General features: G+C 70.2%; 21 protein-coding genes and 2 pseudogenes. 8 read left to right on the forward strand and 15 right to left on the reverse strand.

Annotated elements, in window-relative coordinates:
- The 6 genes and pseudogenes from STRIP9103_RS27770 to STRIP9103_RS27795 all read right to left on the reverse strand — a co-directional run.
- Positions 1 to 958: pseudogene (locus STRIP9103_RS27770) on the reverse strand (nicotinate-nucleotide--dimethylbenzimidazole phosphoribosyltransferase); the annotation flags it as partial.
- 346 nt (positions 959 to 1,304) lie between these two features.
- Positions 1,305 to 2,513, reverse strand: a complete 1,209-nt coding sequence (gene cbiE, locus STRIP9103_RS27775) for a precorrin-6y C5,15-methyltransferase (decarboxylating) subunit CbiE (RefSeq protein WP_009324990.1) — start codon at positions 2,511 to 2,513, stop codon at positions 1,305 to 1,307.
- 127 nt (positions 2,514 to 2,640) lie between these two features.
- On the reverse strand, positions 2,641 to 3,279 hold the full coding sequence (locus tag STRIP9103_RS27780; protein ID WP_009324988.1) for a GNAT family N-acetyltransferase: 639 nt from the start codon (positions 3,277 to 3,279) through the stop codon (positions 2,641 to 2,643).
- A gap of 225 nt (positions 3,280 to 3,504) precedes the next feature.
- Positions 3,505 to 4,341: a MetQ/NlpA family ABC transporter substrate-binding protein gene (locus STRIP9103_RS27785; protein ID WP_009324985.1), complete on the reverse strand. Its 837-nt coding sequence runs from the start codon at positions 4,339 to 4,341 to the stop codon at positions 3,505 to 3,507.
- 68 nt (positions 4,342 to 4,409) lie between these two features.
- Positions 4,410 to 5,135, reverse strand: a complete 726-nt coding sequence (locus STRIP9103_RS27790; RefSeq protein ID WP_009325042.1) for a methionine ABC transporter permease — start codon at positions 5,133 to 5,135, stop codon at positions 4,410 to 4,412.
- The gene (locus STRIP9103_RS27795; RefSeq protein WP_009325045.1) at positions 5,132 to 6,169 is read right to left on the reverse strand and encodes a methionine ABC transporter ATP-binding protein; all 1,038 of its coding nucleotides are present in this window, start codon (positions 6,167 to 6,169) and stop codon (positions 5,132 to 5,134) included. Before STRIP9103_RS27795 ends, STRIP9103_RS27790 begins: the two co-directional genes overlap by 4 nt.
- Before the next feature lie 487 nt (positions 6,170 to 6,656).
- Here STRIP9103_RS27795 and STRIP9103_RS27805 point away from each other — a divergent pair, with 487 nt between their 5' ends.
- Together STRIP9103_RS27805 and STRIP9103_RS27810 are read left to right on the forward strand one after the other, a co-directional pair.
- A complete protein-coding gene (locus tag STRIP9103_RS27805; protein WP_009325028.1) occupies positions 6,657 to 7,016 on the forward strand; it encodes a hypothetical protein in 360 nt (119 codons plus the stop codon).
- Positions 6,997 to 7,458: a hypothetical protein gene (locus tag STRIP9103_RS27810; RefSeq protein ID WP_408995606.1), complete on the forward strand. Its 462-nt coding sequence runs from the start codon at positions 6,997 to 6,999 to the stop codon at positions 7,456 to 7,458. The genes STRIP9103_RS27805 and STRIP9103_RS27810 overlap by 20 nt, the downstream gene beginning before the upstream one ends.
- Before the next feature lie 12 nt (positions 7,459 to 7,470).
- Here the strand turns inward: STRIP9103_RS27810 and STRIP9103_RS27815 are convergent, their stop codons facing one another.
- From STRIP9103_RS27815 to STRIP9103_RS27825, 3 genes are all read right to left on the reverse strand, one after another.
- Positions 7,471 to 7,968, reverse strand: a complete 498-nt coding sequence (locus STRIP9103_RS27815) for a GNAT family N-acetyltransferase (protein WP_009325001.1) — start codon at positions 7,966 to 7,968, stop codon at positions 7,471 to 7,473.
- Between the two features lie 45 nt (positions 7,969 to 8,013).
- Entirely contained in the window at positions 8,014 to 8,520 is a 507-nt protein-coding gene (locus tag STRIP9103_RS27820) for a sigma-70 family RNA polymerase sigma factor (protein WP_048821099.1), read from the reverse strand.
- Positions 8,521 to 8,649: 129 nt separating this feature from the next.
- Complete coding sequence (locus tag STRIP9103_RS27825; protein ID WP_009325044.1) at positions 8,650 to 9,858, reverse strand: glycerophosphodiester phosphodiesterase; 1,209 nt, start codon at positions 9,856 to 9,858, stop codon at positions 8,650 to 8,652.
- A gap of 341 nt (positions 9,859 to 10,199) precedes the next feature.
- Between STRIP9103_RS27825 and STRIP9103_RS27830 the strand changes: the two genes are divergently transcribed.
- Positions 10,200 to 10,874: a lysophospholipid acyltransferase family protein gene (locus STRIP9103_RS27830; protein ID WP_048821100.1), complete on the forward strand. Its 675-nt coding sequence runs from the start codon at positions 10,200 to 10,202 to the stop codon at positions 10,872 to 10,874.
- Positions 10,875 to 11,066: 192 nt separating this feature from the next.
- Here the strand turns inward: STRIP9103_RS27830 and STRIP9103_RS27835 are convergent, their stop codons facing one another.
- From STRIP9103_RS27835 to STRIP9103_RS47140, 3 genes and pseudogenes are all read right to left on the reverse strand, one after another.
- Positions 11,067 to 12,038 (reverse strand): aldo/keto reductase, encoded by a 972-nt coding sequence (locus STRIP9103_RS27835; protein ID WP_009325046.1) that lies wholly within the window; start codon positions 12,036 to 12,038, stop codon positions 11,067 to 11,069.
- 145 nt (positions 12,039 to 12,183) lie between these two features.
- A complete protein-coding gene (gene argH, locus STRIP9103_RS27840; RefSeq protein ID WP_009324997.1) occupies positions 12,184 to 13,614 on the reverse strand; it encodes an argininosuccinate lyase in 1,431 nt (476 codons plus the stop codon).
- Between the two features lie 172 nt (positions 13,615 to 13,786).
- Positions 13,787 to 13,918, reverse strand: a pseudogene (locus STRIP9103_RS47140) (argininosuccinate synthase domain-containing protein); the annotation flags it as partial.
- A 240-nt stretch (positions 13,919 to 14,158) separates the two neighbouring features.
- Here STRIP9103_RS47140 and STRIP9103_RS27850 point away from each other — a divergent pair.
- The 5 genes from STRIP9103_RS27850 to STRIP9103_RS27870 all read left to right on the forward strand — a co-directional run bounded on the left by STRIP9103_RS27850 (position 14,159) and on the right by STRIP9103_RS27870 (position 19,573).
- Entirely contained in the window at positions 14,159 to 15,064 is a 906-nt protein-coding gene (locus STRIP9103_RS27850) for a hypothetical protein (RefSeq protein WP_009324995.1), read from the forward strand.
- Between the two features lie 292 nt (positions 15,065 to 15,356).
- Positions 15,357 to 15,944, forward strand: coding sequence for a pyridoxamine 5'-phosphate oxidase family protein (locus tag STRIP9103_RS27855; RefSeq protein WP_009325053.1), 588 nt, complete (start codon positions 15,357 to 15,359; stop codon positions 15,942 to 15,944).
- A 258-nt stretch (positions 15,945 to 16,202) separates the two neighbouring features.
- Complete coding sequence (locus tag STRIP9103_RS27860; protein ID WP_048821104.1) at positions 16,203 to 17,540, forward strand: ferredoxin reductase family protein; 1,338 nt, start codon at positions 16,203 to 16,205, stop codon at positions 17,538 to 17,540.
- Between the two features lie 118 nt (positions 17,541 to 17,658).
- Positions 17,659 to 18,777 carry an FMN-binding protein gene (locus STRIP9103_RS53195; protein ID WP_009325049.1) on the forward strand — a complete coding sequence of 373 codons (1,119 nt, stop codon included), beginning with the start codon at positions 17,659 to 17,661 and terminating at the stop codon, positions 18,775 to 18,777.
- Between the two features lie 4 nt (positions 18,778 to 18,781).
- Positions 18,782 to 19,573 carry an FAD:protein FMN transferase gene (locus tag STRIP9103_RS27870; RefSeq protein WP_009325047.1) on the forward strand — a complete coding sequence of 264 codons (792 nt, stop codon included), beginning with the start codon at positions 18,782 to 18,784 and terminating at the stop codon, positions 19,571 to 19,573.
- 139 nt (positions 19,574 to 19,712) lie between these two features.
- On the opposite strand, the gene STRIP9103_RS27875 is transcribed toward STRIP9103_RS27870, so the two are convergent.
- From STRIP9103_RS27875 to argB, 3 genes are read right to left on the reverse strand one after another with little or no spacing between them, the layout of a single operon-like run.
- Positions 19,713 to 20,252: an arginine repressor gene (locus STRIP9103_RS27875; protein ID WP_009325017.1), complete on the reverse strand. Its 540-nt coding sequence runs from the start codon at positions 20,250 to 20,252 to the stop codon at positions 19,713 to 19,715.
- 22 nt (positions 20,253 to 20,274) lie between these two features.
- Complete coding sequence (locus STRIP9103_RS27880) at positions 20,275 to 21,468, reverse strand: acetylornithine transaminase (protein ID WP_009325011.1); 1,194 nt, start codon at positions 21,466 to 21,468, stop codon at positions 20,275 to 20,277.
- On the reverse strand, positions 21,465 to 22,403 hold the full coding sequence (gene argB, locus STRIP9103_RS27885; protein ID WP_009325036.1) for an acetylglutamate kinase: 939 nt from the start codon (positions 22,401 to 22,403) through the stop codon (positions 21,465 to 21,467). The genes STRIP9103_RS27880 and argB overlap by 4 nt, the downstream gene beginning before the upstream one ends.
- Between the last annotated feature and the right edge of the window lie 37 nt (positions 22,404 to 22,440).

A 22,440-nucleotide genomic window follows, 5' to 3' on the forward strand; every position in this document is an offset into this window, starting at 1 on the left:
GCGCGGCGTCGGCGACTTCGGGAGCCGGCGGCGCCACCACCGCTTCCGGGGCCTGCGGCTGGGCGGCAGCCGGGGCTTCGACGGCTTCCGGAACCTGGACCGGGGCTTCGACGGCCTCCGGCGCCTGGACCGGGGCTTCGACGACTTCCGGCGCCTGGACCGAGGCTGCGACGACCTCCGGCGCCTGGGCCTCCCCGTGGGCGACCGAAGCGGTCGAGATCTCCTGCGTCCGGGCGTACGCCGCCTCCTGGGCCTGGACAAAAGCCGCGTCCTGCGCCTCATGCAGGGCCTCGGCCTCGTCCATCTGCTGCTGGGGCGCCACGGCCGGCTGTGCCTGCGCGACAGCCGCAGAGACCGGCTCCTCCTGCGGAACGACCGTTTCTGCAGCCGCTCCCCCGTTGGGCACCGCCGGCGCGGGCGTCGCGTCGGCGGAGACAGGGGTGCCCCATGGCGTCACGCCCGGCGGGGGCACGTCGAGGTATTCGGGGCCGGTGGTGGGCGGGCCGGCGTGACGGGCGGCGCCGGGCAGGACGGGGGCGGCGGCCGGGCCGCGGTCGGCGAGGGAGCGGACCGGGCTGGCGGAGGGGTCGGAGGTGGGCGGGCCCATGTGCAGCGGGCGGCGGGCGACCGGCGGCTGCGGGACGGGCGTCCCGACTGGGTGGCGGACGGCGCCTAGGTCGATCGAGCCGCTGTCCCGGCCGGACGTCTCGTGCGGGCCGGGCTGGAAGAACTGCTCCTGGGCGACCGGCTCGTGGACGAATTGCACGACGGGTTCGGGGGCGGGTGGTGGAACTTCGTTGCCCCAGGCACCCTGGGCGCCCGGCAGGAGCAGCTCTTCGTCCTCGGCGGCGGTCTCGGAGAGGTAGGTGTACGCGTCCGGCGCGACGACGCCCGGCTGCTCCACCATCCCTGCGCTCTCCGGCAGCCCCTCGCCCGGGACCTGGCCGGTGTCCGTCATGCGTACCCCTCGCCCATCCGTTAGTGCCTCAATGCCAGCTGGCCCTGGAACGGCGCACCGACCGTTCCACTGTGGAGAACGAGCGTGCGCGCCCAGCGGCACGAGACGACCTGCCTGCAAGTCGACAAAGCCATTGAGTGGCCATTGTCGCGGTCGTTCCGCCGTCGCGACAGCTCGACCCGCGACGGTCCGCTGTGGACTGCGCCACGTTGCGCGCCCTCCCGTTCCGCCGTACCACACACGCCCTCAAAACGGGCACGCTTTCCGGACATTGACCGACGAAATGCCGGGTGCCGGAGTGCCGTACAACGACTGGCCAGCCTACCTCGCCGGTACGACAACCGGATCACAGGGAACGTTCGGGCAGTGTCCCGCTGAGCAGGAACGCGACGGTCCGTTCCTTCTCCGTCCAGGCCCTGGTGTCGAGTTCGACGGACTGCACGAAGTCGCACTGGACGTCGTATCCGTGTTCGGTGAGGTCCCGTCCGACGCGTTCGGCGGCGGGGCGGGTCAGGGCGTGGGTGACGATGCGTTGGGGGCGCCGGTCGGCGACGGCGGAGACCACGGCGGCTCCCCCGCCGCCGACACGTACGACGTCGGGTTCGGGGAGGTTCTCCAGGATGTGCGGGGCTGTGCCGTGGACCACCTGGAGCTGGACGCCGAAGCGGCGGGCGGTGAGGGTCGTACGGCCGCAGGCCTCGGGGTCATGGTCGACGGCGATGACGGCGGCGCCATGGCGGGCGGCCTCGGTGGCGAAGGCGCCGCTGCCGGAGCCGATGTCCCACACGAGGTCGCCGACGCGCGGTCCGAGGCGGGCCAGCTGGGAGGAGCGCAGCAGTTCGGCCTCGCCCTCGCCGAGGGCGCCGCCGTAGGCGTGGGCGGGCAGGGCCCAGCCGCGGGGTCCGGCGGCGGGGTCGCGGCCGGCGATCCAGCCGCCGTCGGCCGTGGTGACCGGACCGCCGATGACGATGACGACGTTGGGGTCGCGCCAGACGTGGTCGACGGCCTTGTCGGAGGTGACGACGGTGACGCGTTCACGTTCGGTGCCGAGTGCCTCGCAGATCACGAAGGTGCGGTGGACTCCGTCGAGGAGCAGGCCGAGTTCGGCGGGTCCGGCGCCGGGTGAGGTGAGGACGGCGACCTTGGTGTGGGCGCGGCACACGTTCACGGCGCGGCGCAGCGTACGGCGGTGGGCGACGACGACCTGGGCGTCGTCCCAGGGCATGCCCGCGCGGGCGAACGCGGCGGCCACGGAGGAGACGCCGGGGACGACTTCGACCTCCAGGCCGAACTCGGGGGCTCTGAGGGTGCGGACGACGCCGAAGAAACCCGGGTCGCCGTCGGCGAGGACCACGGCGGTGCCGCGGTGGGCGGCGATACGGCGGGCGGCGAGGGCGACACTGCCGAGCCGGATGCGTTCGGCGGTGGGGGGTACCTCGGGCAGTGCCAGATGGTGGGCCGCGCCCGCGACCAGGGTGGCGGCGCCGAGGGCGGAGCGCGCCGCGGCGGTCAGGGGGGAGCCGTCCCAGCCGATCACCGTGACCCGGTCGGCCATCGTCGTCAGTCTCCAGGGATCTTCGCAGGTCGTCGGGGAAAGCCCGCACGGGGGGTCACGTGAGGGTACCTGGTGACGGGGAAGGGCCCGGCGGCCGGGCGGCGGCTGTGCGCTGCCCGTGGGTGGTTCAGTTCCAGTCCGAGTACGAGCCGAAACCGCCGCTGTCGGCCAGTTCCTCGCTGACGCCCTCGATGTCCTCCGGGAGGAGGCTCCAGACGATGAAATCGGTGCGGATCTCGGTCCAGTGGTCGTCGGCGGTGCGGGCGCGCGCTATGCAGGCGTTGCGCAGGACGCCCTCGCTGATGCAGCCGATCTTCTGGGCGACCTGCTGGGAGGCGGTGTTGTCGGCGGCGGTGCGCAGCTCGATGCGTTCGAACTTCTGCTCGCGGAACAGCCATTGGGCGGTGGCGAGGGCCGCTTCGGAGGCGTAGCCCTCGCCGCGTGCCCAGGGGGCGATGACGTACGCCATCTCGCTGGAGCGGACACGCCAGTCGGTGTTCCGCAGGTGCACGATGCCGACGAGGCGCTGGGTGAGGAACTCGTCGACGGCGAAGACGATGCCGCGACCCCCGATGCGTTCGGCGGGGGCCTGTTCGGTGATCCAGCGCCGGGCGTCGTCCCGGGTGTAGGGGTGCGGGACGGAGGTCCAGGCGGTGACCATCTCGTCGTTCATCATCTCGGCGAACGCCTCGATGTCGTCCTCGTCGAGCGGGCGCAGAACCAACCGCTCCGTACTGATGGAGATGTCGGGCAAGGTGCTCGTCATGCGCCGCTCCGTAACCTTCGAAACCTTTGAGGGCCTGCTGAACTGCCCAGCATGCAGCATGAAAGCACTGAATCGCACCACAGGGCCCACAGTCCGTGAGGGAGTGGGCCCCATGCGTGGCGATACGCCGCAATCGCCCCGGCGTCCTTCTGAACGGCAGCCGTTCAGAAGGACGAGAGGGGGACGAGAGGGGGACGAGAAGGGGACGGGAGAGAAGCGAGAAGATCAGAAGGACGGGATGACGGACCCGTCGTACTCGTTCTCGATGAACTTCCTGACCTCGTCGGAGGTGAGGAGTTCGGCGAGCTTCTTCACTCGCGGATCGTCCTCGTCACCGTCCTTGACGGCGAGGAAGTTGCCGTAGGGGTTGTCCTTGGCGGACTCCAGGACCAGGGCGTCCTTCGCGGGCGAGAGGTCGGCCTCGATGGCGTAGTTGCCGTTGACGACGGCGGCGTCGACGTCGTCCAGGGAGCGCGGGGTCTGGGCCGCCTCCAACTCCTTGAACTGGAGCTTCTTGGGGTTCTCGGCGATGTCGGCCGGGGTCGCGTCGTTGCCCACGCCGTCCTTGAGCGTGATGATCCCGCCCGCGTCGAGCAACTTGAGCGCGCGGGCCTCGTTGACGCTGTCGTTCGGGACGGCGATGGTGGCGCCGCTCTTGAGGTCGTCGGCGCTCTCGAGCTTCTTGGAGTAGAGGCCGAGCGGTTCCAGGTGGACCGTGACGACGGGCACGATGTGGGTGCCGTTCTTCTTGTTGAAGTCGTCGAGGTACGGCTGGTTCTGGAAGTAGTTGGCGTTCACGGACCCGTCCTCGGTGGCCGTGTTCGGCGTGACGTAGTCGGTGAACTCCTTGACCTCCAGATCGAGGCCCGCGTCCTTCGCCAGGTTGTCCTTGACGAAGGTGAGGATCTCGGCGTGCGGGGTCGGGCTGGCGGCGACGACGAGGGGACCGCTGGTGTCGGACGCGGAGGCGGTGTCGGCCTTGTCCGAGCCGCAGGCGGTGAGCCCGAGGGTGAGGGCTCCGACGGCGAGTACGGCGGTGGTGAACTTGGCGGTGTTACGCACGAAAAGTGCCTTTCCTTTTGGGTGGAGCGACCCCGAGAGAGGTGTTCGGGGAGTTGGAGGGGTGCGGCCTAGACGGTCTTGCCGGTCGCCGTCGAGGCCTTCAGCAGGCGGAGCCTGGGTGCCGGACCCGAGGTGCCGCCACGGCGGTGCAGGGAGCGGGCCGCGTAGTCGCCGGCGAACTGGATCAGCGAGATCACGACCGCGAGGATCGCGACGGTGATCCACATCAGCTCGGTCTCGAAGCGCTGGTAGCCGTAGCGGATGGCGATGTCGCCGAGACCGCCCGCGCCGACCGTGCCGGCCATCGCCGAGTAGCCGATGAGCGCGACGATCGTGGTGGTGGTGCCGGCGATCAGCGAGGGCAGGGACTCGGGGACGAGGACCCGCCGTACGACGGTCCAGGTGTTGCCGCCCATCGACTGCACGGCCTCGACGAGCCCGTGGTCCACTTCGCGGACGGCCGTCTCGACCAGGCGCGCGAAGAACGGGATCGCCCCGACGGCGAGCGGCACGATCGCGGCCTCACGCCCGATGGTCGAGCCGGTGACCCAGCGGGTGAAGCCCATCAGCGCGACCATCAGGATGATGAAGGGCATCGAGCGGGCGATGTTCACGATCTGCCCGAGGACCTTGTTGGCGAGGACGTTCCGCAGCAGGCCGCCGCGGTCGGTGAGCACGAGCAGGATCCCGAGCGGGAGTCCGCCGACGACCGCGATGACGGTGGACCAGCCGACCATGTAGAGGGTGTCCCAGCTGGCCTGCTCCAGCAGGGGCCGCGTCTCGGACCAGGTCACAGCTCGGCACCTTCCTTGACCAGGGCGGACTCGTTGCCCACCACGTCGATCCGCAGGCCCTGTTCGCGCAGGAAGCCGATGGGGACCACGTTCTCCTCGTAGCGGCCGGGCAGTTCGATGCGCATCCGGCCGATCTGGAGGCCGCCGACGGTGTCGATGGCGGCGCCGAGGATCGAGATGTCGATGTTGTACGTGCGGGACAGCTGCGAGATGACCGGCTGGGTGGCCGCCTCGCCCTGGAAGGTGACGTCGAGGACGGTGCGGTCGTCGCCGGACGCCTCGCCGCCCACCGGGAAGAGCGCGGACGCCAGTTCGGAGCCGGGGGTCGCGAGGAGTTCGCTGACCGTGCCGGACTCGACGATGCGGCCCCGGTCCATGAGGGCGGCCGAGTCGCAGATCGTCTTGACGACGTCCATCTCGTGCGTGATGAGCAGAACGGTCAGGCCCAGCTGCCGGTTCAGGTCGCGCAGCAGCTGGAGGATGGAGCGGGTGGTCTCCGGGTCGAGGGCGCTGGTGGCCTCGTCGGAGAGCAGCACCTTCGGATCGCCGGCCAGGGCGCGGGCGATGCCGACGCGCTGCTTCTGGCCGCCGGAGAGCTGGGCCGGGTAGGCCTTGGCCTTGTCGGCGAGCCCGACGAGGTCGAGGAGTTCCAGGGCTTTGCGGGAGCGTTCCCTGCCCGACTTGCCGAGGATTTCGAGGGGCAGTTCGACGTTGTCCTGGACGGTGCGCGAGGACAGCAGGTTGAAGTGCTGGAAGACCATGCCGATACGGCTGCGCGCCCGCCGGAGTTCCCGGCCCGCGCGGGGGCCGCGGCCGGCCAGCGCGGTGAGGTCCTCGCCCGCCACGGTGACGATTCCGGAGGTCGGGCGTTCGAGGAGGTTCACGCAGCGGATCAGCGAGGACTTGCCGGCGCCGGACTGGCCGATGACGCCGTACACCTCACCTTCGCGGACGTGCAGGTCGACGCCGTCGAGGGCGGTGACGTCACGGCCGCGGGAACGGTAGACCTTGGTCAGGCCTGATGTCGTGATCACTGGGTTTCCGTCACTGTCGAGTACGCGGGCGTGGGTGTGCCCTGGTACGGGAGGAAAAGTCGTGCGCGGGCGACTCGGTCACGTACGGCGAACGGCGTACGGACATGCCACGGCGGCTCGCTTCGGGGCTCTCCCGCTCTCGGCTTCGCCCGAGCGGGGGCACCCCCATGGCTCGGGGGTGGTGCGGGGGCCCTCTAGAAGGCGCACATTCGACACAGACAACGAGCACCGGGCGTCATGGTCGCCTCGGTCGCAAAGGTGCGGCAGCTCGTCGTGGTCATGAGATCAGTAAAGCAGATGTATGGATTCGACCAAGAACGCCTGTCCGTATGACGGACAGGCGAGGACAGCAGACAGGCAGGTCAGCGAGATGCCGTCCATCCTTTGGGCATCCGCCTCTGTGGCCAAGGCCACGATGGGAGCCTCCCGCACGCCCTGGTCCGGGGTCGGCCGCAGCAGGGCTTTTGGGCCGTAATAGGGTCGCGGCATGCTTGTTCCCCTGACCGTGGCGACCGCCGTCGCGGCACTCCTGCTGGCCGCGTGGTGCGGCTGGGCCGCGTACCGAGATCAGCCGACCAAGGACTGGCACTTCATCGGTATGGCCGTGGTGACGGTCCTGACCCTGGTGCAGCTGGTCGTCGGCATCGTGCAGCTGGCGCGCGGCGAGGACCCGGAGCAGGGCACCACGATCTTCGTGTCGTACCTCCTCGGCGCGTTCGCCTGCGTCCCGGTGACGGGGTTCATGTCGCTGGCGGAGCGCACGCGCTGGGGCAGCGTGACCGTCGCGGCGGGCGGTGTGGTGCTGGCGGTGCTGCAGGTGCGGCTCTATGACATCTGGGGAGGCTGACATGACGACCACGGAGGGGAAGCCGCCGCAGGAGAAGAAGCGGGCCCGGCTGATCACCGGTCCCGGGATGCTGCTCGTCTGGCTGTACGGCGTGATGGTCGTCGGTGCCGTGTCGCGGTCCATCGTGCAGATCTCGACCGAGTTCGAGCACGCGCCGCTCGCCTACTCGCTCTCCGCCCTCGCGGGTGTTGTGTACGGGTTCATCACGTACTCGTTGGTGCGGGGTGGGGAGACAGCCCGCAAGGCGGCACTGGTGTGCTGCGCCGCCGAACTCGCGGGTGTGCTGGTGGTGGGAACCTGGACGCTGATCGAGCCATCGGCGTTCCCGGACGCGACCGTGTGGTCGGACTACGGCATGGGGTACCTGTTCATCCCCGTACTGCTGCCCATCACCGCCATGTACTGGCTGCGGAAGAACGCGCGGCAAAGGGACGCCGCCTGAGATTCGTCAGGGTCACGCCGTCGCCGCGTACGCCCCCGCCGGCTTCTCCAGGACCACCATCGGCACCCCGTCCTGCGCCTGGCTCGTGCCCACCGCCTCGTACCCCACTCGGCGATACAGCCGAAGGTTGCCCTCGCTGCGGTGCCCGGTGCTGAGGCGGAACTTGGTGGCGCCGCGTTCCTCGGCGAGGGCGGACTCGGCCGCGCGGAGCAGCCTCGCCCCGATGCCGTGGCCCTGGAGGCGGGGGTGGACGCAGAGCTTGCCGATGGAGGCGGCGCCGTCCTCGTGGAGCGTGCCCCGTACGGAGCCGACGACCTCGTCACCCAGTCGGGCCACGAACACACAGTCGGAGGCGACCTCCTCACGGACGGAGTCGAGGCTCTGGATGAGCGGATCGATCCGGTAGTTGCCGTACAGCGCCGCCTCGCTCTGGAAGCACAGGTACTGCAGCCTGAAGATCTGCTCGGCGTCCTGCTCGTTCGCCACGGAGATGGTCACGCTCATGCCCATGTGTGCACGCCTCCCGCTCACCTGCTCACCAGTTGTCCATCACTCCTATCCCCGCCGTTCGGGTGCCGCAACCTCCGCGGCCAGCAATCGACGTAGACATCCCAGGCATCTGGAACGTTCCGGTCCCAGGCTCCCCTGTGAGATACCCAACTCGCCCGCGATCTCGCGGTAGGTGAGGTCCCGGGGTGACAGCAGAGCCGCGAGCAGGCTCGGGCAACGGCCGGGCAGCCGGCGTACGGCGGCGTGCAGGGAGCGGCGGCGGGCGGCGGCGAGGGCCTGCTGTTCGGGGCCGGGCGCGCGGTCGTCGGAGGGCTCGGTGACGTACGGCCGTTCGGCCCGGGCCATGCGGCGACTGAGGCGGGCCTCGAAGCGGACGGCGCTGCGCAGCCAGCTCTCCGGGTCAGCGGGCGGACCGACGGCGTCGAGCCGTTCCAGCAGCCGCAGCCAGACCGCCTGCTCCAGGTCTCCCGCCTCCGCGCCGGCCGCGGGGGCCTCGGCCGACACCTCGGCGACCAGCAGGGGCCGGAGAGTGGCGAGCATGTCGTGTGTCATGTGCCCCGGGACGCCGCCGCCCCGGCAAGGGGTTGCCGGGGCGGACGGGAGTCACCCCGATCGGGGTAACGGGCCTCAGCCGTTGACGTCCCGTTGGACGGGACGATCCTCGGCCTTCGGGGCCGGGGCTCAGTCGTTGACGAAGTCCGCGTGGGCCAGCAGGCCCGTGTCCGGGTTGTCGGTGAAGATGCCGTCGATGCCGGTCTCGAAGTACACCTTGAACGCGCCGAAGGCGTCGCCGTAGGCGTTGGCGTCCGTGCCCTTGCGGAAGTCGGCGGGCAGGAAGCTGTTCTCGTTGCGCATGGTGTACGGGTGCAGGATCAGGCCCTTGGCGTGCGCGTCGGCGACGAGGGTGGTCGGCGTGGTGAGGTTGCCGCTCGCGTCACGCGGGATGATCAGGTCGAGCGTGGGGCCGATGCCCTGGGCGTACGAGGCGATCCAGGCCAGGCCCTCCGGCTTGACCAGGTCGGCGACGGTACGCGGGTCGCCCGCCTCGACGAAGTCCCAGGGGCGGCTGGCGGCGCCGGACAGCAGCACGACGAGCGGGCTGTCGACGAGGCGGTTGAGCCGCTGGATGCTGCTCGGCTCGAAGGACTGCAGGAAGACCGGCGAGTTCTTCTTGTGTCGGTCGTACTTGCGCAGCAGCTTGGCGAGCGGCTCCTCCAGGCCGAGGCCCAGCTTGCGGAAGTAGGTGGGGTGCTTGGTCTCGACATGCAGCCAGATGCGCTTGCCGCGCTTCCTGCCCTCCTTGTCGGCCCAGCGCAGCACCTCCTCGAAGGAGGGGATCGTCCAGCGGCCGTCGTAGAGCGTGTTCTCCTGGCGGGTGCCCGGGATGCGCTCCTTGGCGCGCAGGGTCTTCAGCTCGGCGAGGGTGAAGTCCTCGGTGAACCAGCCGGTGTAGGACACGCCGTCGACGACCTTCGTGGTCTTCCGGCCGGCGAACTCGGGGTGCGCCGCGACGTCGGTCGTGCCGGTGATGTCGTTCTCGTGACGGCATACGAGATGGCCGTCCTTGGTGGGCACCAGGTCCTGCTCGATGACGTGCGCCCCCATGTCGAGGGCCAGCTGGTACGAGCCGAGCGTGTGCTCCGGGCGGTAGCCGCTGGCGCCGCGGTGCGCGATGACCGTCGGCACCGGCAGGCTCCGGTAGCCGCCGCCCGACGCGCCGCCCGACTTCGACTCGGCGGCTCTCGCCGCGCCCGGCACCCCGAGGACCGCTCCGCCCGCGCCGAGCACCGCGGCGCCGAGCAGCGCCCGCCGGCCCGTGCCACGCCCCTGTTCGTACGAGTCCCGCGACTCTCCCGTCGCCAGCGGCTCTCGCGACTCCTGCGTCCCCATGACGGCTCCTCCCACCGTGCGGCCCTGCGTCTGTCAAAACACTGTCGAAGCGGGTTGATCGTAGGTGTCGGCAGGTGACCGTCGGGAGACCTGGGACCGAACACGCGGATGACGCCTTCTGTCGTACCGGTGGCGGAAATTGACGGAGCCTCGGCTCGGCGGCGCGATGTCCGTCACATCTCGGCCCCGACGGCCTTGGGCCATTCGGGCGCCACCGCAGGTAAAGATGGGTCAACAGTGTGTATCCACTCGGTGAACCCGAGGTGCGCCGGCCCGTGACCCGGGAGTATCGTCCTCACCTGCACAGACTTGTACCGGAACCCTTGACATGGGAGGGCCCGTTGTCCCGCTTCACGCTCATCAAGGCAGTGCTCGGACCGACCATGCGCCTGATGTTCCGCCCCCGGGTGGAGGGCGTGGAGCACATCCCGGGGGACGGCCCGGTGATCCTCGCCGGCAACCACCTCACCTTCATCGACTCGATGATCCTGCCGCTGGTCTGCGACCGGCAGGTCTTCTTCATCGGCAAGGACGAGTACGTCACCGGCAAGGGCGTCAAGGGCCGGCTGATGGCCTGGTTCTTCACCGGCGTCGGCATGATCCCCGTCGACCGCGACGGTGGACGCGGGGGCGTCGCCGCGCTGATGACCGGGCGTCGGGTGCTGGACGAGGGCAAGGTGTTCGGCATCTACCCCGAGGGCACGAGGTCGCCCGACGGGCGGCTGTACCGGGGGCGTACGGGAATCGCGCGGCTGACCCTGATGACGGGGGCGCCGGTGGTTCCGTTCGCCATGATCGGGACGGACAAGATTCAGCCGGGGGGCGCGGGGTTGCCCCGGCCGCACCGGGTGACTGTTCGGTTCGGTGAGGCGATGGAGTTCTCCCGGTACGAGGGGATGGACCGGGACCGGTATGTGCTGCGGGCGGTGACCGACTCGGTGATGGCCGAGGTCATGCGGCTTTCCGGGCAGGAGTACGTCGATATGTACGCGTCCAAGGCAAAGGAAGCGGCGTAGCTCCGCTGGTGGGGCCCGGGACTTCGGCTGTTTTGTCGGTGCGGATGAGTGGGGGCTGATCGCTCCCCCACTCTCGGCTTCGCTCGTGCGGGAGGCACCCCCATGAGCGGGGGACCCCCATCGCGGCGGGGCCGCAGATCGACACAGCCCCGCGCCTCTTGAGTTCGGCCGTCCAACCGTTGGCCGCGAGAGTCAGTGCCAGGGGAGCCCGCCTCGTTTGCTCCAGTACGTCTGCGGGTCCTCGGCCAGTTCCGCGAGGCGGGTCAGCTGGATCTCGTCGAGGTCGACGACCGCCGCGTGCAGGTTGGAGGCGAGCTGGTTGGTGGTGGCGGCGCCGGAGAGGACGACGCCGGCCCAGGGCTGGTGCAGGACCAGCGCCAGGGCGACCGCGTCGCAGCCGAGGCCCGTCTCCTCGGCGATGGTCTTCAGCGCGTCGGGGGCGTACGGGCCGGCGAGGCGGCCGTTGGCCATGCCCTCCTTGACGATCACGGTGAGCCCGGCGTCGTGCGCCTCGGCGAGCGCCGGGGCGGCGGAGGTCTCCAGCGCGTTGTACGTCGACTGGACCGTACGGAAAAGGGGTTCGCCGTCCACCGTGACGGCCAGGGCGGCGCGGATGGCGTCCGCCTGGGCCGGGCCGCTGGTGGAGAAGCCGATGGTGATGCCCTGAGCGGCGGCTTCCGCCAGCTCGGCGTGGAGTTCCTTGTCGGTGAGGGCCGGGCTGTCCGGGGTCACCGAGTGGATCTGGTAGAGGTCGAGGCGGTCGCCGAGGAGATCGGTGGTCTCGGTGCGCTGGCGTTCGTACGTCTGGACGCTGTGGTCCTTGACCTCGTGCTGCTCGGCGTCGGTGGTCCAGCCGGCGGTGTAGGTGTAGCCCCATTTGCTGCCGATGACGATGTCGTCGATGTCGGGGTGGGTCTTCAGCCAGCCGGCGAGGAATTCCTCGGAGCGGCCGTAGGAGCGGGCCGCGTCGAAGTAGCGGACGCCCTGGGCGTAGGCGGCGTCCAGGAGCTCGTGGGTGCGGGTGCGCAGGGCGTCCACGGAGCGGTTGGGGCCGAGGTCTTCGTCTCTGCCGAGGTTGATGTAGCCGGGGCGGGCGATGGCCGCGAGGCCGAGTCCGATGTGGCAGGTGGGGGTTGTCGCTGTGGCCAGTCGGGCGAAGGGCATCGCGGGCTCCGTTCGGTCGGTTCCTTACGGCTTCCGACCAACGTAACTCGCGATGACCTTCGTCGTGGGGCGTGTTGTCCGGGGTTTTCGGCTTCGCGCCCACGCCGCGGAGCCGCGTGTGTCACAGCCCCGCACCCCTTTTGTGCTAGCCCTTCTTGGCAGTTGCCCAAGCGTGCTGGGCCGCCACGTCCGCCTTCACCTCTGCCAGCTGTACGGCTACCGCGGTCGGGGCCGTGCCGCCTCGGCCGTTGCGGGAGGCCAGGGCGCCGGGGACGTTGAGGACGGTGCGGACCTCGGGGGTGAGGTGGGTGGAGATCTTGGCGAACTGGTCGTCCGTCAGGTCGTTCAGTTCCTTGCCCTCCGCCTCGGCGGCCTTCACGCACTCGCCCGCCACCTCGTGGGCCACGCGGAACGGGACGCCCTGCTTGACCAGCCACTCGGCGATGTCGGTGGCGAGGGAGAAGCCGGCGGGGGCCAGTTCCTCCATGCGCTCGCGGTGGACGGTGAGCGTGGCCATCATGCCGGTGAAGGCGGGAAGAAGGACCTCCAGCTGGTCGATGGAGTCGAAGACCGGCTCCTTGTCCTCCTGGAGGTCGCGGTTGTAGGCGAGGGGCAGCGCCTTCAAGGTGGCCATCAGACCCGTCAGGTTGCCGATCAGGCGGCCACTCTTGCCTCGGGCCAGCTCCGCGATGTCCGGGTTCTTCTTCTGCGGCATGATCGACGAGCCCGTCGAGAACGCGTCGTGCAGGGTCACGAAGGAGAACTCCTTCGTGTTCCAGATGATGACCTCCTCGGCGATCCGGGAGAGGTTCACGCCGATCATCGCGGTGATGAAGGCGAACTCGGCGACGAAGTCGCGGGACGCCGTGCCGTCGATGGAGTTCGCGGAGCTGCCGTGTTCGAAGCCGAGGTCCTTCGCCACCGCCTCCGGGTCCAGACCGAGGCTGCTGCCCGCCAGGGCGCCCGAGCCGTACGGGGAGACCGCCGTGCGCTCGTCCCACTGGCGCAGCCGCTCGGCGTCCCGGGACAGGGACTGGACGTGGGCGAGGACGTGGTGGGCGAAGAGGACCGGCTGGGCGTGCTGGAGGTGGGTACGGCCGGGCATGGCCACGTCCGGGTGGGCCTCGGCGAGGCCGACCAGCGCGTCCTGCAGGTCGGCGATCAGACCGCCGATCGTGCGGGCGTGGTCGCGCAGGTACATCCGGAAGAGGGTCGCCACCTGGTCGTTGCGGGAACGGCCGGCGCGCAGCTTGCCGCCCAGGTCCGGGCCGAGGCGTTCCAGCAGACCGCGTTCGAGGGCGGTGTGCACGTCCTCGTCCGCGATGGTGCCGACGAACTCGCCCGACGCCACATCGGCTTCGAGCTGGTCCAGGCCCGCGATCATCCGGGTCAGCTCGTCCTCGGTGAGCAGGCCCGCCTTGTGCAGCACGCGCGCGTGGGCGCGGGAGCCCGCGATGTCGTACGGCGCCAGCCGCCAGTCGAAGTGGACGGACGCGGACAGCTTCGCCAGGGCCTCGGCGGGACCGTCGGCGAAACGGCCGCCCCAGAGCCGTACGTCACCGCTGTTGCTGCTCACTTGCGTTGCTCCTAGGGAGGGTTGGTCGGTGTGACGCGAGATTACGCCTGAGCGAGATCCTGTCGGGCTACGCCCGCGATGGACGCCGCGCCGCGATTTTCGACGACAGGCTGTAGATGTCGATGAAGCCCCTGGCCGCCTGGTCGAACGTTTCGCCCGTGTCGTACGTGGCCAGGTCCTCGCCGCCCTGGCCGATGTCCACCGCGACCGCGATGACCTCGGCACCCGCCTCCTTCGCGATCCAGCCGATGGCGACGGAGGTGTCCAGACCGCCCGAGTGGGCGAGTACCACGCGCTCGGTCACGGGTTTCTCCTCACTCTGCGTTCACTGGCGTGCATGAGTATGCAGCACTCTGCATGAATCGTCAATCCGGGAGGGGTCGAGGAAGGGGTCCGAGAGAAGGGTCCGAGAGAAGGGTTCGAGAGACGAGTTCAAGAGATGTCGCGAGAGGTTGAACAAACGAAACCGCTTACCCGTAACTCTCCCCGAACGCAGGCGCCGCGTTTGTGAACACCGACCATCCGACCCGAGTGAGGCATCCGCATGTCCAGGGCTCTTCCGAAGTACAACAAGCGTCGCGTAGGGATCATCGGCGGCGCCGCCGCGGTCGTGCTGTCCGGAGCGGTCATCGCTGGTTCCGCCCTCGCCGGGGAAGGCGCCGACAACGGGCAGCAGGGCGCGGCAGCGGCGTCGCCCGGCACCATCACCTGCCCGGCCGTGGAGGGGAGCCTGCCGGCGATCCCCGCCTCCGCGCAGGCCGAGGTCACCCGGAACCTGGAACTGCTCAACACCCAGATCCAGGAGGCCAACCAGCGGCTCGTCGACACCGTCGGCCAGGGCGGCCCCAACTTCGTCAACAACGCCATCCTCGGCCCCCTGGAGGACAAGCGCATCGCCACCCTCAACCGCATCGAGACCGCGATCGGCCGTGCCGCCGCGAAGCCCGAGGGCCTCGAAGCGCTCGCCCCCTGCCAGCTCGTCCAGGGCGGCGCGGCGGGCGCCGGCGAGCAGGCGGCGGCCGGTGCGGGCGGAGAGGCCACCGCGGCGCCGACCGAATCGGCGGCCGGTGAGCAGGCGAACGCGGGTGCCGCGGCGGGCGCCGGTGAGCAGGCGGGCGCGGGCGAGGATGCCGAGGACGCGGGCAACGCGGGCGCCGCCGGCACCATCACCTGCCCGGAGGTCGAGAACCAGCTCCCGGCGATCCCGGCGTCCGCGCAGGCCGAGGTCACCCGGAACCTGGAACTGCTCGACACCCAGATCCAGGAGGCCAACCAGCGGCTCGTCGACACCGTCGGCCAGGGCGGCCCCAACTTCGTCAACAACGCCATCCTCGGCCCCCTGGAGGACAAGCGCATCGCCACCCTCAACCGCATCGAGACCGCGATCGGCCGTGCCGCCGCGAAGCCCGAGGGCCTGGAAGCGCTCGCCCCCTGCCAGCTCAACCAGTAGTTCGGCGCGCCCGGCCGGGCACTGCCGGCCTGCGCCATCGGTGACGAGTGATCTCCTGCGCTCCGTGTGAGCGACAGGGGCGTGGCCGCCCCGCGCGTCGGCCGGGGTGGTCATGGACGACCTGATTCCGGGTGGATCCCAGCGATGGTGATCCACCCGGAATTCGTATGTCCCGGGCGTCTCGACCATGTCCCGGGCGTCTCGACCATGTTCCGGCCGTCTCGACCATGTCTCGGCCTGCGCGGCTCAATTCCTTAGACAGGCGAAGCGTTACCGTCGATAATCGTTAGACATGGGAAAGACTTATGAGCGCATCGACGGCCGCCTGCGCACGTTCATCGAGGCCCAGCCCCTCTTCTTCACCGCCTCCGCGCCCCTGTCCGCCGACGGGACGGTGAACCTCTCCCCCAAGGGCCTCAAGGGATCCTTCGTGGTCCTGGACGACCTGACCGTCGCCTACCTGGACTTCGCCGGATCCAACGCGGAGACCATCGCGCACCTGCGCGAGAACGGCCGTATCACCCTGATGTGGTGTGCCTTCCAGGGCCCGCCCAACATCGTGCGTGTGCACGGCAAGGGCGAGGCCGTCTTCCGCGACGACCCGCGTTTCGCGGAACTCCTCGCCCGCTTCCCGGACATCGACCCGACGCAGCACGGGCTGCGCGCCGTCATCGTGGTCCGGGCCGAGCGCATCCGCGACAGCTGCGGCTACTCGGTGCCGTTCATGGCGTACGAGGAGGACCGCGATCTGCACGGCCGGCGCTTCGCGCGCGAGGACGACGCATCGCTCAGCGCGTACTTCCAGTCCAAGGAGCACATCGAGACCAGCCTGGACGGACTGCCCGGGCTGCCGTTGCCGCTGCCGCCCTCCGGCGTCTGACCCATGACCGACACCGTCGGCGGGCGCACGGCCGTCACGCGGTACCGAGCGCCCGCCGGGTTCCCTGAGAAGTTCCTGTGACCTGCGGAGAGACCGCTGAGACCCCGGCCGGAAGCGGAACGGCAGGTTTCGCGGGCCGGTTCGATGTCCGGTTGAACACACGGCACTTCCACCACGTACCTGTGGGCCAAGGGTCCAGCCCACCACGGAGGAACCGTGTCCACGATCGCCGGAGGTCGCGCCGCGCGGCGCCAGACGATGCGTCGCATCCGACCTCGTCGCTCCCCCGCAGTCCCGCTGCTCATTCTGTTCTGGGCGGGCGCGGCCGGGGTGGTGTGGTTGTGGTGGGACAACACCCCGTCCATCGCCGACCAGGGCAGCAAGATGGTCAACGCCGGGCGGATCACCGGCCTGCTCGGCGGCTATCTGATGGCGCTGGTGGTACTCCAGATGGCGCGCGTGCCCGCGCTGGAACGCCGGGTCGGCTCCGACCGGGTGGCCCGCTGGCACGCGATGACCGGCCGCTACACCCTCTGCCTGGTCGTCGCGCACGTCGTCCTCACGATGTACGGGTACGCCCTCCAGGCCGGTCTCACCGCCGCCGACATCGTCCAGCAGACGATCGACTCGATCAACCAGCTGCCGGACATGGGCAAGGCCGCCATCGGCACCGGTCTGCTGGTGTTCATCGGGCTGATCTCGATCGGCCCGGTGCGCAAGCGGATCCCGTACGACCTCTGGTACCACACGCATCTACTGACGTACGCGGCGACGTTCCTGACGTTCTGGCACCAGATCTCCACCGGCAACGAGTTCGCCGTGACGCCCGAGGCGAAGACCGCCTGGTACGGGCTGTACGGGTCGGTGACCGCGCTGGTGGTCTGGTACCGGATCATCACGCCGGTCCGCCTCAACCTGCGGCACCGGCTGCGCGTCGAAGCGGTCATCGAGGAGTCGCCGGGCATCGTCTCGGTGCTGATGAGCGGGCGCAAGCTGCACCGGATGGGCGCGGAAGCCGGACAGTTCTTCCGCTGGCGGTTCCTGGCGCCCGGCATGCGGTTCAGCTCGCACCCGTACTCGCTGTCGGCGGCGCCCCGCCCCAACATGCTGCGCATCACCGTCAAGGCGATCGGCGACCACAGCTCGGCCCTGCGTGACCTGGAGCCCGGTACCCGGGTGTGGGCGGAGGGTCCGTACGGGGCGCTGACCGCGGGCAAGCGCAGCCGGGGCAAGGTACTGCTGGTGGCCGGCGGTGTGGGCATCACGCCGATGCGGGCGCTGTTCGAGACGCTGCCCGGCGCGGCCGGTGACCTGACGCTGCTCTACCGGGCCAACAGCACCCAGGACCTGGCCCTGTGGGACGAGCTGGCGCAGATCGCCGAGGAGCGCGGGGCGCGGCTGATGTACGCGGTGAACAGCCCGGACGGCGAACGCCCGGACATCTCGGCGGAGAGCCTGCGCCGCAAGATCCCCGACATCGAACGCCACGACGTCTTCCTGTGCGGGCCGCCCGGCTTCGCCCAGGGCGTGTACGAGGCGCTGCGCGGCGCGGGCGTACCGACCCGGCGTATCCACCACGAGTCGTTCGAGATGTGAGCGACGGGCCCCCTCACCACGGATCCCACCGGCTACCGCCACCCACCCACTTCTGCCATGGGGCTCCCCTACGGGGTTTCGCCTCACGAGAGTTCACACTTCAGGAGCTGAAGGAGCGATGAAGAAGAGCCACCCCATCCGGCGGACTCTGCTCGCCACCGCCGCCACGGTGTCCGGCATCGTGCTGCTGCTGTCGCTGAAGCCCGCCTCGGACCCGGCCGGTTCGGTGCAGGCGGGAGCGGCTGCTCCTTCGGCGCAGGGCGGTCAGGCAGCGGCCGGCGCCCAGACCCTGACGGGGTCGGCCGTCCAGACCGACTACGGACCGGTCCAGGTGCGGATCACCGTGAACGGCGGCAAGATCACCGCCGCCGAGGCCGTACAGCAGCCGAGCGGCGGACGCTCCACCCAGATCAGCGGCGACGCCATACCGAAGCTCAACCAGGCCGCCGTCGCCGCCGGCTCGGCCGACATCGACGCGGTGTCGGGCGCCACCTACACCAGCGCCGGGTACAAGGAATCCCTCCAGGCCGCGCTCGACCAGGCCGGCAGCGCGCAGGATTCGGGCACTCAGGTACTCACGGGCAGCACCGTGCAGACCGACTACGGACCGGTCCAGGTGCGGATCACCGTCAGCGGCGGCAAGATCACCGCCGCCGAGGCCGTACAGCAGCCGAGCGGCGGACGCTCCACCCAGATCAGCGGCGACGCCATACCGAAGCTCAACCAGGAGGCGATGGCCGCTGGTTCCGCCGACATCGACGCGGTGTCGGGTGCCACGTACACCAGCGCCGGGTACAAGGAATCCCTCCAGGCCGCGCTCGACCAGGCCGGCAGCGCGAAGGGCTCGGGGTCGGGTTCGGTCGAGGCGGGTGGCTCGCAGGACACGGGGGGCTCGAAGGACGCGGGCGGCTCGCAGGACGGGGGCGGGGGCGCCCAGGACTCCGGAGCCGGGCAGTCGACGGGCACGCAGGTGCTCACGGGCAGCGCCGTGCAGACGGACTACGGCCCGGTACAGGTCCGGGTCACGGTCAGCGGCGGCAGGATCACCGCCGCCGAGGCGCTGCAGCAGCCGCGCGGCGGGCGCAGCACGCAGATCAGCGGCACGGCCATCCCCCAGCTCAACCAGAACGCCGTCGCGGCAGGGAGCGCTGACATCGATGCTGTCTCAGGTGCCACCTACACCAGCGCCGGGTACAAGGAATCCCTCCAGGCCGCGCTCGACCAGGCCGGAGGCTGACCCGGTGGCCGAGCCCGCCGGAGCGGCCCCCTCCCAGCTGCGGCACGCCGAGGAGGTCATGGGCACCGTCTTCTCCTTCGACGTCAGAGGAGGCGAGCCGACGGTGGTCAGGGCCGCGCTCGAAGAGGCGGTGGCCGGGCTGCACACCGTGGACGAGGTGTTCAGCACCTACCGCGGCTCCAGCCAGATCTCCCGGCTGGACCGGGGCGAGCTGACCATCGAGGAGTGTGCCCCCGAGGTCGCCGAGGTCCTCCAACTGTGCGCCGAGGCCGAGCGGTTGAGCGACGGCTGGTTCAGCGCCACCTACGAGGGGCGGTTCGACCCCACCGGCCTGGTGAAGGGCTGGGCGACCGAACGCGCCGCCCTGCGCCTGGTCGAGGCCGGTGCGCCCGGGGTCAGTGTCAACGGCGGCGGTGATGTCCAGCTCTGTGGCGTCCCCGGCCCCGACCGGCCCTGGCGCGTGGGTGTCGCCGATCCCTTGCGCCCGGGCGGGCTGGCCGCCGTGGTCACCGCCGCCGGTACCGACCGGCTGGCGGTGGCCACCTCCGGCACCGCCGAACGCGGCGCCCACATCGTCGACCCCCGCACCGGCAGGTCGGCGGTGACCGACCTGGTCTCGGTCACGGTGGTGGCGCCGCGCCTGACCTGGGCGGACTGCTGGGCGACGGCGGCGTTCGCGATGGGGTCCCGCCAGGCACTGGAGTGGCTGGAGTCCCTGCCGGACACGGAGGCGCTGCTGATCACGGCCGGGGACGGGGTGCGGTGCACGGGGGGTCTGGCCGCGCGCCTGGGCTGAGCGCGGGCCAGAAGTGGGCTCGGCAGCTGGGTCATGCCCTGTGAGGGGCGCGGGGAACCGCGTGATCAGCCACACACGACCCGCAGTCGGCGTCCCTCTCAACCGCCCCTCTCAGTGGCCGTTCTGAGCCAGCCTCAACTCAGTGGCCGTTCTGAGCCAGCCTCAACAAGTGGTCGGCCAACGACTGCCCGCCACTGGGATCCCGGCTGATCAAAAGCAGCGTGTCGTCGCCCGCGATCGTCCCCAGGATGTCGTGCAGCTCGGCCTGGTCGATGGCCGAGGCCAGGAACTGGGCCGCCCCCGGAGGCGTACGCAGGACCACGAGGTTCGCAGAGGCCTCCGCGGAGATCAGCAGCTCCTGTGAGAGCCGCCGCATCCGTTCCTCCTTCGCCGACTCACCCAGCGGCGCCCGGGGGGTACGGAAACCCCCCTCGCTCGGCACCGCGTAGATGAGGTCGCCGTCGGTGTTGCGGATCTTCACCGCGTTCAGCTCGTCCAGGTCACGGGAGAGCGTCGCCTGGGTGACGCTCAACCCGTCGTCGGACAGCAGCTTCGCCAACTGGCTCTGCGACCGCACGGGTTGCCGGTTGAGGATGTCCACGATCCGGCGGTGGCGTGCGGTGCGGGTCTGTGGCACGGCAGGCCCGACGGTCTGCTCGTGATCCTGCGCCTGACTCATCGTCGTCTCATTCCCCGGATCATCAGTCCCCCTTGGCCACATCGAGGATGCCGGGCAGTGCCCGGAGAAGGGCGTCCACCTCGGCGTCGCCGATATTGAGGGCGGGCATGAGCCGTACGACATCGGGGGCGGGCGCGTTCACCAGGAAACCGGCGTCCTGAGCCGCCTGTTGCGCCTGGGGCGCGAGCGGCTCGGTGAGCACGATACCCAGCAGGAGGCCGGCTCCACGGACATGACCGACCAGCGGGTGACCGAGAGACTCGACTCCGTCCCTGAGCCGCTCGCTCTGCCGCTTGACGTTCTCCAGCAGCCCCTCGGCCCGGATGGTCTCCAGGACGGCGAGTCCGGCGGCGCAGGCGACGGGGTTGCCGCCGAAGGTGGTCCCGTGCTGGCCGGGCTGGAGCAGCTCCGCGGCCCGCCCGAAGGCGACGGTGGCACCGAGCGGCAGTCCGCCGCCGAGGCCCTTAGCGAGGGTGACGACGTCCGGCAGGACGCCCTCGTGCGCCTGGTACTCGAACCAGTGCCCGGTCCGGCCGATGCCGGTCTGCACCTCGTCGAGCACGAGGAGCGAGCCGGTGGCGGCGGTGATGGCCCGGGCGGCCTTCAGATAGCCGGCGGGCGGGACCACGACACCCTTCTCGCCCTGGATGGGCTCGATGATGACGAGGGCGGTCTCCTCGGTGACGGCGGCGGCGAGGGCCTGCGCGTCGCCGTACGGGACATGGGTGACGTCGCCGGGCAGCGGGTGGAAGCCGGTCTGCTTGCCGGGCTGGCCGGTGAGCGCGAGGGCGCCCATGGTCCGGCCGTGGAAGCCGCCCTCGGTGGCGACCATGTGGGTCCGCCCGGTCAGCCGGCCGATCTTGAAGGCGCCCTCGTTGGCTTCGGCGCCGGAGTTGCAGAAGTAGACCTTGCCGTCCCGGCCGAAGTGCTCCAGCAGCCGCTCGGCGAGCGCGACGGGCGGCTCGGCGATGAACAGGTTGGAGACATGGCCGAGGGAGGCGATCTGCTCGCTGACGGCCTCGACGACGGCCGGGTGGCCGTGGCCGAGCGCGTTGACGGCGATGCCGCCGACGAAGTCGACGTACTCGTTGCCGTCGGCGTCCCACAGCTTGCTGCCCGCACCGCGGACGAGGGGGAGCTTCGGGGTGCCGTAGTTGTTCATGAGCGAGCCCTGCCACCGCTGGGTCAGCTCCGCGTTCGCCGTGGTCCCGGTCATTCGGCGTCCCCCTCGTTCACGTCGTCGGGCACGACCATCGTGCCGATGCCTTCGTCGGTGAAGATCTCCAGCAGGATCGAGTGCTGGACCCGGCCGTCGATGACCCTGGCGGTCCGGACGCCGTTGCGTACGGCGTGCAGACAGCCCTCCATCTTCGGCACCATGCCGGAGGACAACTCCGGCAGCAGCTTCTCCAGTTGGGAAGCGGTGAGGCGGCTGATCACCTCGTCGGAGTTGGGCCAGTCCTCGTAGAGGCCCTCGACGTCCGTGAGGACCATAAGGGTTTCGGCGCCAAGAGCAGCAGCGAGTGCCGCAGCCGCCGTATCAGCATTGACGTTGTAGACATGTCCGTCATCCTGGCTACGGGCGATCGACGAGACGACCGGGACACGGCCGTCGGCGAGCAGTGCCTCGATCGCGCCCGTGTCGATCGCGGTGATCTCGCCCACCCGCCCGATGTCGACCAGTTCGCCGTCGATCTCGGGCTGGTGCTTGGTGGCGGTGATGGTGTGCGCGTCCTCGCCCGTCAGGCCGACGGCGAGCGGTCCGTGCTGGTTGAGCAGTCCGACCAGTTCGCGCTGCACCTGTCCGGCGAGCACCATGCGTACGACGTCCATGGCGTCCTCGGTGGTGACGCGCAGGCCGGCCTTGAACTCGCTGACGATGCCGTGCTTGTCGAGGGCGGCGCTGATCTGCGGGCCGCCGCCGTGCACGACGACGACGTTGAGGCCGGCGTGCCGCAGGAAGACGACGTCCTGGGCGAAGGCGGACTTCAGGTCCTCGTTCACCATGGCGTTGCCGCCGAACTTGATGACGACCGTCTTGCCGTTGTGGCGGGTCAGCCAGGGCAGCGCTTCGATGAGGATCTGGGCCTTGGGGAGGGCGGTGTGTTTGCGGGTGGAGGACTTTCGCTCTTCTGAGTGATTGACCGTCATAGCCGACTTTCAGAAAGATCTCGGATCAGCCGCCGGG

This window comes from Streptomyces ipomoeae 91-03 (assembly GCF_000317595.1).
Lineage (GTDB): Bacteria > Actinomycetota > Actinomycetes > Streptomycetales > Streptomycetaceae > Streptomyces > Streptomyces ipomoeae.